Raw genomic sequence first — 13,674 nt, 5'->3', positions numbered from 1 at the left:
ACGATGAAATCCTCCGAGATTCGCCAGCAGTTCCTGCAATTCTTCAAGTCCAAGGGACACACCATCGTTCCTTCGTCGTCGCTCGTGCCGGGCAACGATCCGACCCTGCTTTTCACCAATTCGGGCATGGTCCAGTTCAAGGACGTCTTCACGGGCAAGGAATCGCGGTCGTACACGCGTGCCACGTCGTCGCAGCGCAGCGTGCGCGCCGGCGGCAAGCACAACGACCTGGAGAACGTGGGCTACACCGCCCGCCACCATACGTTCTTCGAAATGCTGGGCAATTTCAGCTTTGGCGACTACTTCAAGCGCGACGCCATCCAGTACGCCTGGGAACTGCTGACGCAGGTCTACAAGCTGCCGGCCGAGAAGCTCTGGGTCACCGTCTACCAGGAAGACGACGAGGCCTATGACATCTGGGCCAAGGAAGTCGGCGTGCCGGCCGAGCGCATCATCCGCATCGGTGACAACAAGGGCGCGCGCTACGCGTCGGACAACTTCTGGCAGATGGCCGACACCGGTCCCTGCGGCCCGTGCTCGGAAATCTTCTACGACCACGGCCCCGAGATCTGGGGCGGCCCCCCGGGATCGCCCGAGGAAGACGGCGACCGCTACATCGAGATCTGGAACCTGGTGTTCATGCAGTTCGAGCGCGACGCCGCCGGCAACATGCCGCGCCTGCCGCGTCCCTGTGTCGATACCGGCATGGGCCTGGAGCGCATCGCGGCCGTGCTGCAGCACGTCCACTCCAACTACGAAATCGACCTCTTCCAGAACCTGATCGCCGCCGCCGCGCGCGAAACCGGCGTCAAGGACCTGGCGAACAATTCGCTCAAGGTCATCGCCGACCACATCCGCGCCTGCTCGTTCCTGATCGTCGACGGCGTCATCCCCAGCAACGAAGGCCGCGGCTACGTGCTGCGCCGCATCGTCCGCCGCGCGCTGCGCCACGGCTACAAGCTGGGCCAGACCAAGCCGTTCTTCCACCGCCTGGTGCCCGACCTGGTCGCCGAGATGGGCGAAGCCTATCCCGAGCTGGCTGCCACCGCCGAGCGCGTGGCGCAGGTGCTCAAGCAGGAAGAAGAGCGCTTCGGCGAAACGCTGGAACACGGCATGCGCATCCTTGACGGCGCGCTGGCCAATGTGCCCAAGGGCGGCCAGTTGGACGGCACCACGCTGTTCACGCTGTACGACACCTACGGCTTCCCGGTAGACCTGACCGCCGACATCTGCCGCGAACGCGAAGTCGACGTCGACATGGCCGGCTTCGAAGTCGCCATGGAACGCCAGCGCGACCAGGCGCGCGCGGCCGGCAAGTTCAAGATGGCCGAAGGCCTGAGCTACGAAGGCGCGGAAACGCGTTTCGAAGGCTACGAAAAGCTCGAACTCGACAACGTCAAGGTCACGGCCCTGTACGTCGACGGCACCCAGGTGCAGCAGGTGCAGGCCGGCCAGAGCGCCGTGGTGGTGCTGGACGCCACCCCGTTCTACGCCGAGTCCGGCGGCCAGGTCGGTGACACCGGCCTGCTCGAAGCGGTCGGCGTGCGTTTCGCCGTGGGCGACACGCTCAAGATCCAGTCCGGCGTGTTCGGCCATCACGGCACGCTGGAAGAGGGCAAGCTGGCGGTCGGCGACACCGTGCTGGCGCGCGTGGACGCGGTGCGCCGCGCCCGCACCGTGCGCAACCACTCGGCCACCCATTTGATGCACAAGGCCCTGCGCCAGGTGCTGGGCGCGCACGTACAGCAGCGCGGCTCGCTGGTCGACCCCGACAAGACCCGTTTCGACTTCGCGCAGGACGCGCCCCTGACGGCCGAGCAGATCGCCCGCGTCGAGGCCATCGTCAATGCCGAGATCCTCGCCAACCAGCCCACCGTGGCTCAGGTCATGGCCTACGATGACGCCGTCAAGGGCGGCGCCATGGCGCTGTTCGGCGAAAAGTACGGCGACACCGTGCGCGTGCTCGACATCGGTTTCTCGCGTGAACTGTGCGGTGGCACCCACGTCAGCCGCACTGGCGACATCGGCCTGTTCAAGATCGTGTCCGAAGGCGGCGTGGCCGCCGGCGTGCGCCGTATCGAGGCCATCACGGGCGACAACGCCCTGGCCTGGGTGCAGAACCAGAGCGCGTTGCTGGCCCAGGTGGCCGGCATGCTGCGCAGCACGCCGGCCGACCTGCCGGCCCGCATCGCGCAGGTGCAGGACCAGGTCAAGCAGCTCGAAAAAGACCTGGAACAATCGCGCAGCAAGCTCGCCGCCAGTGCCGGCAACGACCTGGCCAGCTCCGCGGCCGTCGAGGTCAAGGGCATCAAGCTGCTCGCCGCCAGCATCGGCGACGTCGACCCCAAGGCCCTGCGCGGCATGGTCGACAACCTGAAAGACCGCCTCAAGCCCGCCGTGGTGCTGCTGGCCACCGGCTCGGCCGACGGCAAGATCAGCGTCGTCGGCGGCGTCACGGCCGACCTGACCAACCGCATCAAGGCCGGCGACCTGGTGGGCTTCGTCGCCAGCCAGGTGGGCGGCAAGGGCGGCGGTCGTCCGGACATGGCCATGGGCGGCGGCACCGATCTGGCGGCGCTGCCTGCCGCGATCGCCAGCGTGCAGAAGTGGGTCGATGAGCGCCTCTGACATAGACAACGCGTCAGGCGCCACGGCGCCGTCGTTCGACCAGGAGGTGGATGCCAGCGGCCTGACCTGCCCCTTGCCCATCCTGCGCGCCAAGAAGGCCCTGGCGCAGATGGAAAGCGGGCAGGTGCTGCGTGTCGTCACCACCGACCGCAACGCCATCCGCGATTTCCAGGCCTTTTCGCGCCAGACCGGCAACGTGCTGGTCGCGCAACACGAGGCCGACGGTCGCGGCGTGCATTTCCTGCGCCGCCGCTAGCCACGCAGTTGCGCGCGACACATGAAAAAGGCCAGCCTCTCCCCAGGCTGGCCTTTTTTGTCGGCGCTCGTCGCGCCTTATTTATGAATCGCCGCTGCCACGGCTTGCGTGATGGTGAAGTCCACCAGGTCGCCTTCCTTGAGCTGCGCCAACCGGGCCTGCAAGGCGGGGTCCTGCACCTGGATCGTGCGCAGGCCGCCTTGCGGACCCTTCAGTGTCACGAGATTGGCGCTCTTGTTGATGTGCCAGATTTCCGCGGTGATGGTGGTCTGCCGGCCCATCGCGCCACCCGGCTTGGCGCCCTTGGCGCTACGCGTGGCGGCGGTCTCGGTGACCACCTCCGGCGCGCCGGAACCCGCGCGCCGCACGTCGATGGCGACCGATTCGTAATAGTCCAGCGTAAGCGAATCGCCCGGCTTGATTTGCTTGAAGTTGCGCACGTTAGGTCCGGCCTGGATATCCACTACGTTGCCATTGGCGCCCTGCAGGGTGATGGTGCGGGTGGCGGGATCCACCGCGGTGACCTTGCCGGTGGCGGTGGTCAACGCGGCGCCGACCACCCGGGCCTGGGCCGCCATCGGCAGCGCCAGCATGCCCGCCAGCAAACCTGTTGCCGCCAGGCGCGCGACAGGGGTGAAGACAGTTTTACGGTTCTTCATGGTGTAGCACCCTCCGGTAGAGGAAGTTGTGGGAAAACGCTGGGGAGAAACAGGGCGCGATCAGCCCCTGCGAAAACGGGGACGTTCGCGCGGGCATGCGGTGCGTGAGGGCGTGGAGGGGCGACGCCGTTGCGGCGCGGCCGGGGGGAGCGGGCTTGCGGATGTGGCGTAGGATGACATTCCGATCTCTCCAATCGGGGAAATGCTTCACACGCACTTGCAAAGGGTGCCGGTCGGGCGGCGCGCCCCGGACGGCAACGCCGCCGGGCGATTTTCATGCGCCCCGCCGCAGCACGGCGGCCCGTGACGGGCTACACTCTGTCTGCGGCGGGCTCCGGCCCGGATTTTGTAGAATACCCGTATGTGGTGCATATGTGGTGTTTTCGCGTATAAATCGCGCCGCGCCTTCCGATATTCAGCATGCGCATTTGCCAGTCGGCTTGTTTAAGTGCTAGAATTTCCCGTTTTTCACAACTAATTCAAGGGATTACCTATGGTGGTGATTCGCCTGGCCCGCGGTGGGTCCAAGAAGCGTCCGTTCTACAACCTGGTGGCCACCGATTCGCGTAACCGTCGCGACGGCCGTTTCATCGAGCGCGTGGGTTTCTACAACCCCGTCGGCAACGAAGGCGCGGAAAACCTGCGCATCGCGCTGGATCGCGTGCAACACTGGACCAGCAACGGCGCCCAGCTGTCGCCGGCCGTCGAGCGTCTGGTCAAGGACTACTCGGCCAAGGTTTCCGCCGCGGCTTAATGCCTGCGTCGCACGCCTGAACCCTGCTAGTTTCTAGCTACGCTGTACGAAACCGATAGCCCGATACATGTCTGATGCCGCACATTCCAACGCGGCGCCTGCGGACTTGATCGAGTTGGGCCGCATCAGTGCGGCCTACGGTGTGAAAGGCTGGGTCAAGGTGCAGCCGCATTCGGCCAATGCCGAAGTGCTGCTCTCAGCTTCTCAATGGTGGTTGACTCGCCCTGTGCCTGAATTGGCGCGGGGCGCTGTCGCGTCTGCGCCCGTCGCATACAAGGTCGTGCAAGTCCGTTCGCAGGGCGCCACCGTGGTGGCCCAGTTGGCCGGCATTGCCGACCGCGACCAGGCCGAAGCGCTGCGCGGTTATTCCGTGCAGGCGCCGCGGGGTTCCTTCCCCGCGCCCGAGGAAGACGAATACTACTGGGTCGATCTCATTGGCTGTTCGCTGTACACCACGGCGGACGGCGACGCCGCGCTCATTGGCGTGGTGGACGAGGTCCTGGATAACGGCGCTCACGCCGTCTTGAAGGTCTTGCGCCAGAAGGTCGGAGCCGACGGCCCCGAAACCTTGCTGAACGCCAAGGGAAAGCCCGCCGAAATGCTCGTTCCGTTCGTGCGCGCGCACATCCAAGCCGTCGATCTGGCCGCGCGCCGCATCGACAGCGACTGGCCCGCGGATCTCTGATGCGCATCGATGTCGTGACGCTCTTTCCCGAGATGTTCGGGGTGGTGCGCGACTTCGGCGTCACCGGCCGGGCCCATGCCCAGGGCCGGTGGGCGCTGCATGCGTGGAATCCGCGAGATTTCACCACTGATCCCCACCGTACCGTGGACGACCGCCCCTATGGCGGCGGCCCCGGCATGGTGATGATGGCGGCTCCGCTGGAAGCCGCCGTCAGCGCCGCCCAGGCGGCGCGCGCGGCCCAAGGCCTGGGGCCGGCCCCGGTGGCGCTGCTCGCGCCCGTGGGCAAGCGTTACGATCAGGCCGGCGCCGAGGCGCTGGCTGCCAGCGACGGCCTGATTCTCATCTGCGGTCGCTACGAAGGGGTCGACCAGCGCTTCATCGAGCGTTGTGTCACCCACGAAATCTCGCTGGGCGACTTCGTCTTGTCCGGCGGCGAGATCGCGGCGCTGGCCGTGATCGACGCCGCGGTGCGCCTGTTGCCGGGCGTGCTGAACGACGGCGACTCCGCGTTGCAGGACTCCTTCAACGACACGCTGTCCGGCCTGCTGGACAGCCCGCATTACACGCGCCCCGAAGTCTACGAGGGCGCGCCCGTGCCGGCGCCGCTGCTCAGCGGCCACCATGCCAACATCTCGCGCTGGCGCCGTGAACGCTCGCTGGCGTTGACCGTTGCGCGACGTCCCGAGCTGATCGAGTCGGCCCGCGCCCAGGGGTGGCTGTCGCTCGCCGACGAGCGCTTCCTGGCCGAGCTGGCCGGCGAGCCGTTGCCGCCGCTGCCCGCCAAGCGCCGCCGCGGATCCAAGCCCAAGGCTTCCTGAGCCGGCAGGCGCATCCCCCCCCCAACTCAAGCCGGCTTTCTTCGCAAGCCTTTTCCCATTTTCCAAGACCCGATCAGCCTAGGGATGCTCCTAGGTTGTAGCGACTCGGCGCGCTCCTTAGTATTGAAAATTACATAAAAATGAAATTTTCATATGAGCCGATCCTCTCCCGTGCCGCGTGATGCCGCCGCGCTCTCCAAGCCAGCGCTGGCGGCGGGTCGCCCTGAGTCCGCCGTCGACATGTGGCTGGGCCAGCAGTTGCGCCAGTTGCGCAAGCAGCACGGCCGCTCGCTGGCGGACGTGGCGCAGGCCTGCGGCATGTCGCTGGGGCTGCTCAGCCAGATCGAGCGCGGGCTGAGCTCCGCGTCGGTCAAGACGCTGCACCAACTGGCGCGCGAGTTCGGCGTGTCGGTCAACGCCTTGCTGCGCAACGCCGAGCACACCGAAGGCGAGGACGGCGGCCGCGTCGCCCGCGCCGGCACGCACCGCTATATCGACCTGCGCGAGAAAGGCATCGTCAAGGAGATGTACACGCCGCCCGCGTGCCGCAGCATGGACCTGTGCCGCGCCACCATCGAGCCCGGCGGCTCGACCGGCAACGAACTGTTCGTGACCGGGCAGGGCGAGCAGATCGGCGTGGTGCTCAAGGGCGCGCTCGAACTCTGGGTGGGCGACCGCGTCGTGCTGCTCAAGGAGGGCGACAGTTTCTGCTATGCCAGCAGCACGCCGCGGCGCTGGCGCAATCCCGGCTCGCAGGTGACCGAAGTCATCTGGGCCATCTCGAATATCAATCAAGCCGCGGGGGATACGACGCAACCGCCGCCTTGAGCGCGCGGGCAGTGAATCGGCGCGATGACACTGGGGATCATCCGCCTTCCGGGCACGCTCCGGAACGCTTTGCCTAGATGAGGAAATGTCATGAAATTCAAGACTCTGGTTGTCTCTGTATTCGCAGCATTGTCCACGGCCACGGCCGCGCAGGCCCAGACGGTGTTGAAGGTGGGATCCACGCCCACCGGCAGTCCGTTCACTTTTCTTGACACCAAGACCAACTCCATCGAAGGGGTGATGGTCGATATTGTGAAAGCGGTCGGCAAGGAGGCTGGCTTCGAGGTGCAGATCGAGCCCATGGCGTTTTCGGCGCTGATCGGTTCGCTGACTTCCAAGCGCATCGACATCGTCTCGGCGGCCATGTTCATCACGCCGCAGCGCCAGCAGGTGGTGAGTTTCTCGGAGCCGGTCTATCGCTATGGCGAAGGCCTGATGGTGCTCAAGAGCGACAACAAGGAATACAAGTCATTCGCCGACATGAAGGGCATGACGGTGGGGGTGCAGGTCGGCACCGCCTTTGTCGAGCCGATCCAGAAGAGCGGCGTGTTCAAGGAGGTGAAGCTCTACGACAATCCGCCGGACATGATGCGCGACGCCAACGCCGGCCGCATCCAGGGCGGGTTCATGGACTATCCCATCGCCGCCTACATCCTGACCCAGGGCAACTATCCCAACCTGAAGATGGCGCAGTCCTACCAGCCCACCGTCATGGGCAGCCTGGGCCTGGCCACGCGCAAGGACGACACCGCCTTGCTCGAACGCATCAACAAGGCGCTGGCCAAGCTCAAGGCCGATGGCGCCATCGACCAGATCCTGAAGAAGTGGGGGCTGGGCGGCTGACGGCCGTTTGATGGCGGGCGTGGCGCCGCGGCAGGCGTCCGCCCGGACTGCGCGCCCTGGCGCGCGGACCGGCCGCGTCCGGGGTTTCCGGAGGCGGCCCAGTTGGGGTGATTCGAGTCATGACGGAATTCTTCAAAGACGCGGCGGAATACCTGCCGATCCTGTTGCAGGGCGCCAAGCTCACCATCCTGGTGACGCTCGGGTCGCTGGTCCTGTCCACGCTGCTGGGGCTGGTGTGGGCGCTGATGCGCGTCTCCGGCAACAAATACCTGTCCAAGTTCAGCGCGGGCGTGATCAACCTGCTGCGCGGCATCCCGATCATCGTGCTGCTGTTCTACATCTATTTCGTGATGCCGGACATGGGCATCGCGCTGACGGCGGTGCAGGCGGCCATCATCGGGCTGGGCATTGCCTACTCGGCCTACCAGGCCGAGAACTTCCGCGCCGGCATCGAGGCCATCGACCGCGGCCAGATCGAGGCGGCCATGGCGATGGGCATGAGCTGGAGCATGACCATGCGCCGCGTGGTGCTGCCGCAGGCCGTCAAGATCGTGCTGCCGCCCTACGGCAACATCATGATCATGATGCTCAAGGACTCGTCGCAGGCGTCCACCATCACGGTGGCCGAGCTTGCCCTGCAAGGCAAGCTGATCGCCGTGTCGACGTTCAAGAACGCCACCGTGTTCTCGCTGGTGGCGCTGATGTACCTGGTGATGTGCGTGCCGCTGATCCTGCTGGTGCGGCATCTGGAAAAGAGGAGTGCCGCCAAATGATCGAACTCAAGGGCGTGCGCAAGAGCTTCGGGTCGCTGGAGGTGCTCAAGGGCATCGATGCCTCGGTCAGCAAGGGCGAAGTCGTATGCGTGATCGGGCCGTCCGGCTCGGGCAAGTCCACCATCCTGCGCTGCATCAACGGGCTGGAGCGCTACAACGCCGGCCGCATCACCGTGGATGGCGAACTGGTGGACTGCGATGCGGCCTCCATCGTTTCCATCCGCACGCAGGTGGCGATGGTGTTCCAGCGCTTCAACCTGTTCCCGCATCGCACCGCGCTGGAGAACGTGGTGGAAGGTCCGATCTACGTGAAGGGCGAGCCGCGCGCGCAGGCGCTGGAGCGCGGCCGTGAATTGCTCGCCAGTGTCGGCCTGGCCGACAAGGCCGATGCCCATCCGCCGCAACTGTCCGGCGGCCAGCAGCAGCGCGTGGCGATCGCGCGGGCCCTGGCGATGCAGCCGAAGGCGATCCTGTTCGACGAACCGACCTCGGCGCTCGACCCCGAGCTGGTGGGCGACGTGCTGGGCGTGATGCGCAAGCTGGCCGAGGCCGGCATGACCATGGTCGTCGTGACGCACGAGATGAGCTTCGCGCGCGAGGTTGCCGACCGCGTCATGTTCTTTGACGGCGGCGTGATGGTGGAGCAGGGCGCCGCCCGTGAAGTGCTGAATCAGCCGCAGCACCCGCGCACGCAGGATTTCCTGCGCCGCGTGCTGCATCCCATGTGAGGAACCATCATGTCGCAGACGCCGTTTCCGCTTTCCCCGTCGCTCTGGGCCGCCACCGCGGCGCCGCCGCCGGACACGCAGCCGCTGACGCAGTCCGAGCAGGCCGACGTGCTGGTGGTGGGCGGCGGCTACGCCGGCCTGAGCACCGCGCTGCACCTGGCCGAGCAGGGCGTGCGGGTGGTGCTGCTGGAAGCGCGCGAGATCGGCTTCGGGGGCTCGGGGCGCAACGGCGGCCAGGTCATTCCCGGCCTCAAGTACGATCCCGATGCGCTCGTTTCGATGTTCGGCGCCGAGCGCGGCGAACGCCTGGTGCGCTTCGCTGGCGCCACCGCCGACGCGGTGTTCAACCTGATCGAACGGCATGCCATGGACGTGCCGCATGTGCGCAGGGGGTGGATCCAGGGCGCGCACAATCCCGCCGCGCTGGAACTGGCGCACGCCCGCGCCGCGCAATGGGCGCGCCATGGCGCCGACGCGCAGCCGTTGGACCGGGCCGAGGTGGCGCGGCTGATCGGGGCCGACCGCTACCTGGGCGGCTGGGTCGACCGCCGCGCGGGCGCGGTGCAGCCGCTGAGCTATGCGCGCGGACTGGCCCGCGCCGCCCTGAATGCCGGCGCCGTGATTCATACCGACACGCCAGTCACCGGTCTGAAGCGCGACGGCGGCAAGTGGACCGCCACGACTCCCGGCGGCGCCAGCGTGACCGCCGACCGCGTGGTGATGTGCACCAACGCCTACGGCGCCGATCTGCTGCCGGGCTTGAAGACCTCGATCATCGACGCCAATACCTTCCAGGTCGCCACCACGCCGCTGCCGGAGCGCCTGCGCGCAGGCATCTTTCCGGAAGGCCACGTCACGTCCGATACCCGCAACCTGCTGCTGTATTTTCGCCTGGACCACCAGGGCCGCCTGCTGATGGGCGGGCGTGGGCCCTTCCGCGAGCCCAAGGGGCCGCAGGACTGGGCCCACCTGGAACGGGTGATGGTGAAGATGTTCCCGCAGGTGGCCGGCACGCCGTTCGAGTACCGCTGGTGCGGCCGCGTGGCCATCACCCGCGACTATCTGCCGCACCTGCACGAGCCGCAGCCCGGGCTGCTGGTGGATATCGGCTGCCAGGGGCGCGGCGTGGGCCTGCAGACCAGCATGGGCCGCGCCATGGCGCAGTACCTCGTCAGCGGCGACGCCAAGGCGCTGCCGGTGCCGTTGTCGCCCGTAAAGCCGTTTCCGCTCTATGGACTGCGCCGCCTGTACGTGAACGCCGTGGTCACCTGGTACCGGATGACCGACGGCGGCGTATAGGCCGATGCGATCAGGCCGCGCGAAAAAAAGCCCCGGAGAGGATCCGGGGCCCTTTGCATGAACGCATTGCCGGGCGATCAGTTGCCCAGCTTGCCGCGCTGTTCGCGCACCTTCTGCAGCGTCTCGCCGAATTGAGCCAGGCGGGCCTTTTCCTGCTCGACCACGGCGGCCGGGGCGCGTTCAACGAAGCTGGCGTTGGACAGCTTGCCGTTGGCCTTGGCGATCTCGCCTTCCAGGCGGGCGATTTCCTTGTCCAGGCGCACGCGCTCGGCGGCCACGTCGATCTCGACATGCAACATCAGGCGGCTGGCGCCCACCACCTGCACCGGCGCGCCAGCGTCGGGCAGGGCGTCCAGCACGTCCACCTGGCTGAGCTTGGCCAGCGCGGCCAGGTAGGGGGCGTTGCGCGTCAGCGTGGGCGCGTCGCCCTGGGCGCACAGCGGCACTTTCTGCGCCGGCGACAGGTTCATCTCGCCGCGCAGCGCGCGCACGGCCTCGACCTGGGCCTTCAGTTCGGCCACGTCGGCTTCGGCGGCGGTGTCCACGGCGGCCGGATTGGCCTGCGGGTACGGCTGCACGCTGACACTGTCTGCCACGCCTTGCTTGCGCTTGCCGGCCACCACCGAGACCTTCTGCCACAGCTCTTCCGTGATGAACGGAATGATCGGGTGGGCCAGGCGCAGCACGCCTTCCAGCACGCGGATCAGCGTGCGGCGCGTGCCCAGTTGCTGGGCCGGCGTGCCGGTCTGGATCTGCACCTTGGCCAGTTCCAGGTACCAGTCGCAGTATTCGTCCCAGACGTAGCGGTACAGCGCGTTGGCCACGTTGTCGAAACGGTAGTCGGCGAAGCCGCGGGCCACCTCGGCTTCCAGCGCCTGTAGCTGGCTGACGATCCAGCGGTCGACGAACGAGGTTTCGCCCGCGTCCGGACCGGTCAGGTCGTGGCCTTCGGTGTTCATCAGCACGAAACGGGTGGCGTTCCAGAGCTTGTTGCAGAAGTTGCGATAGCCCTCGCAACGCTTCAGGTCGAAGTTGATGTTGCGGCCCAGGGTCGCGTAGGCGGCCATGGTGAAGCGCAGTGCGTCGGTGCCGAAGGCGGGAATGCCGTCCGGGTACTGGCGGCGCGTGGCCTTTTCGATGGCGCCGGCCTGCTTGGGATTCATCAGGCCGTAGGTGCGCTTGGCCACCAGGCCGTCCAGGTCGATGCCGTCGATCAGGTCGACCGGATCCAGCGTGTTGCCCTTGGACTTGCTCATCTTCTGGCCGTCGGCGTCGCGGATCAGGCCGTGCACGTAGACGTGCTTGAACGGGATCTGGCCGGTCAGGTGCGTGGTCAGCATGACCATGCGCGCGACCCAGAAGAAGATGATGTCAAAGCCGGTGACCAGCACGCTGGACGGCAGGTAGCGCGCCAGGTCGGCCGTCTTGTCGGGCCAGCCAAGCGTGGTGAAGGGCACCAGGCCCGACGAGAACCACGTGTCCAGCACATCCGGATCGCGCTTGAGTTCGCCGGTGACGCCGGCGGCGCGGGCCTGCTGGACGGCTTCGGCCTCATCGTGCGCGACGAACACCTGGCCGTCATCCGAGTACCAGGCGGGAATCTGGTGGCCCCACCACAGTTGGCGCGAAATGCACCAGTCCTGGATGTTGTTGAGCCACTGGTTGTAGATGGTGGTCCAGTTGTCCGGGTAGAACTGGATGCGGCCGTCGGCGACGACCTCCAGCGCCACTTCGGTGATGCTCTTGCCCGGGTTGAGCGTGCCCTCGGGGGCCGGCTTGCTCATGGCGACGAACCACTGGTCGGTCAGCATGGGCTCGAGCACGACGCCGGTGCGGTCGCCCTTGGGCTGCATCATCTTGTGCGGCTCGACCTTGACCAGGTAGCCTTCGGCTTCCAGTTGGGCCACCACGGCCTTGCGGGCCTCGTAGCGCTCCATGCCCTGGAACTGCTTGGGGCCGTTTTCGTTGATGTGCGCGTCGAGCGTGAAGATCACGATCAGCGGCAGGTCGTGGCGCATCGCGCAGGCGTAGTCGTTGAAGTCGTGCGCGCCGGTGATCTTGACGCAACCGGTGCCGAATTCGGGGTCGACGAAGTCATCCGCGATGATGGGGATGTTGCGGTCGCACAGCGGCAGTTCGACTTCCTTGCCGACCAGGTGCTTGTAGCGCGGGTCTTCAGGGTGCACGCACAGCGCGCCGTCGGCCAGCATGGTCTCGGGGCGGGTGGTGGCGATGGTCATGCCGCGCAGGGTGACCGTCTGGCCGTCCTTGTCGACGATGGTCTGCGGACCGTCGACGAAGGGGTAGAGGATGTGCCACATGTGGCCGTCGGTCTCTTCCGACTGGACTTCCAGGTCGGACACGGCCGTCAGCAGCTTGGGATCCCAGTTGACCAGGCGCTTGCCGCGGTAGATCAGGCCCTGTTTATGCAGGCGCACGAAGGTCTCCACCACGCCGCGCGACATGCGGTCGTCCATGGTGAAGTACTCGCGCGGCCAGTCGGCCGAGGCGCCCAGCCGGCGCACTTGGCCGGTGATGGCGTTGCCCGACTTTTCCTTCCACTCCCACACTTTTTCGACGAATTTCTCGCGGCCGAGGTCGTGGCGGGAAACCTTCTGCGCGTCGAGCTGTCTTTCAACCACGATCTGCGTGGCGATGCCGGCGTGATCCGTCCCCGGAATGAAAACGGTGTCGTCGCCCAGCATGCGGTGGTAGCGGATCAGGCCATCCATGATGGTCTGGTTGAACGCATGGCCCATGTGCAGGGTGCCCGTCACGTTGGGCGGCGGGAACTGGATGACGTAAGGCTGATCTTCCGTCCCCGTTTTTACGTGCGACCCCGCGGCGAAGTAGCCGCGCTTTTCCCACTCGGCGTACCAGCGGGATTCGAGTTCGGCGGGTTCGAAGCTCTTGGAGAGTTCCGGGGAGTCGGTCGCGGCGGACGCGGCGTTCGGGGGAGCGGCTTGAGTCATTACAGGGTTCCGGCAGACAGGGCGCCCGGTCGATGGAAACGGGCAAGCAAACCGCTCATTTTAAGATGTAATGCGGTCGTATCGGCGTGTTAGAATACCGGGTTACTGTAAACCTTTTAGAAGTCCCTGAATTCATTGAGGTTTCGCCAAAAGTTCATTGAAAAAACGCTGCGAATTTCAGCGCAATGAATCGAGCGAAGCATTCGAGGTGGGACAGCCCGGGGGCAACCCCGGGATCACTCCGAAGGGTTGGCAGTGTCGAATCCCCGCCTTGGCACAGGCGGCCGGGACGGCCCGGAACGCGCTGTCAACGCAGTTGTTCCGAGTCGCTTGCGCGCCCATGGCGCGCTGCCGCTTGAAGGGTGACACCAACGAGCGCAGGCCACGCCAGGCAATCATAGAAACCAGTCAGTATCCGTTTTTGGAGTTCT

12 protein-coding genes are annotated in these 13,674 nt (G+C 66.3%); 10 read left to right on the top strand and 2 right to left on the bottom strand.

All coding sequences use genetic code 11. The features are described 5' to 3' along the window. The first annotated feature begins 3 nt into the window (after nt 1–3). A complete protein-coding gene (gene alaS, locus HV783_RS10475) occupies nt 4–2,628 on the top strand; it encodes an alanine--tRNA ligase (RefSeq protein WP_049075208.1) in 2,625 nt (874 codons plus the stop codon). Continuing rightward, nucleotides 2,615–2,884, top strand: coding sequence for a sulfurtransferase TusA family protein (locus HV783_RS10470; protein ID WP_175189088.1), 270 nt, complete (start codon nt 2,615–2,617; stop codon nt 2,882–2,884). The genes alaS and HV783_RS10470 overlap by 14 nt, the downstream gene beginning before the upstream one ends. A gap of 77 nt (nt 2,885–2,961) precedes the next feature. On the opposite strand, the gene HV783_RS10465 is transcribed toward HV783_RS10470, so the two are convergent. After that, entirely contained in the window at nt 2,962–3,543 is a 582-nt protein-coding gene (locus HV783_RS10465) for a hypothetical protein (RefSeq protein WP_054503926.1), read from the bottom strand. A gap of 493 nt (nt 3,544–4,036) precedes the next feature. Here HV783_RS10465 and rpsP point away from each other — a divergent pair, with 493 nt between their 5' ends. The 8 genes from rpsP to HV783_RS10425 all read left to right on the top strand — a co-directional run bounded on the left by rpsP (nt 4,037) and on the right by HV783_RS10425 (nt 10,271). Next, complete coding sequence (gene rpsP, locus HV783_RS10460) at nt 4,037–4,297, top strand: 30S ribosomal protein S16 (RefSeq protein ID WP_006387841.1); 261 nt, start codon at nt 4,037–4,039, stop codon at nt 4,295–4,297. Nucleotides 4,298–4,364: 67 nt separating this feature from the next. After that, entirely contained in the window at nt 4,365–4,982 is a 618-nt protein-coding gene (rimM, locus tag HV783_RS10455; protein WP_049075203.1) for a ribosome maturation factor RimM, read from the top strand. Next, complete coding sequence (trmD, locus tag HV783_RS10450; RefSeq protein ID WP_175189087.1) at nt 4,982–5,800, top strand: tRNA (guanosine(37)-N1)-methyltransferase TrmD; 819 nt, start codon at nt 4,982–4,984, stop codon at nt 5,798–5,800. The genes rimM and trmD overlap by 1 nt, the downstream gene beginning before the upstream one ends. Nucleotides 5,801–5,953: 153 nt before the next feature. Further along, nucleotides 5,954–6,628, top strand: a complete 675-nt coding sequence (locus HV783_RS10445; RefSeq protein WP_175189086.1) for a helix-turn-helix domain-containing protein — start codon at nt 5,954–5,956, stop codon at nt 6,626–6,628. Nucleotides 6,629–6,718: 90 nt separating this feature from the next. Then, nucleotides 6,719–7,471: an ABC transporter substrate-binding protein gene (locus HV783_RS10440; protein ID WP_024068344.1), complete on the top strand. Its 753-nt coding sequence runs from the start codon at nt 6,719–6,721 to the stop codon at nt 7,469–7,471. A 119-nt stretch (nt 7,472–7,590) separates the two neighbouring features. Next, complete coding sequence (locus HV783_RS10435) at nt 7,591–8,244, top strand: amino acid ABC transporter permease (RefSeq protein ID WP_006393967.1); 654 nt, start codon at nt 7,591–7,593, stop codon at nt 8,242–8,244. Next, complete coding sequence (locus tag HV783_RS10430; protein WP_024068345.1) at nt 8,241–8,972, top strand: amino acid ABC transporter ATP-binding protein; 732 nt, start codon at nt 8,241–8,243, stop codon at nt 8,970–8,972. The genes HV783_RS10435 and HV783_RS10430 overlap by 4 nt, the downstream gene beginning before the upstream one ends. A gap of 9 nt (nt 8,973–8,981) precedes the next feature. Then, a complete protein-coding gene (locus tag HV783_RS10425; RefSeq protein ID WP_064523199.1) occupies nt 8,982–10,271 on the top strand; it encodes an NAD(P)/FAD-dependent oxidoreductase in 1,290 nt (429 codons plus the stop codon). Between the two features lie 77 nt (nt 10,272–10,348). Here the strand turns inward: HV783_RS10425 and HV783_RS10420 are convergent, their stop codons facing one another. Then, nucleotides 10,349–13,243: a valine--tRNA ligase gene (locus HV783_RS10420; protein WP_175189085.1), complete on the bottom strand. Its 2,895-nt coding sequence runs from the start codon at nt 13,241–13,243 to the stop codon at nt 10,349–10,351. Nucleotides 13,244–13,674 lie beyond the last annotated feature (431 nt).

It is taken from the genome of Achromobacter dolens (assembly GCF_902859745.1).
GTDB lineage: Bacteria > Pseudomonadota > Gammaproteobacteria > Burkholderiales > Burkholderiaceae_B > Achromobacter > Achromobacter dolens.
This window is presented reverse-complemented; position numbering and strand designations above follow the sequence as displayed.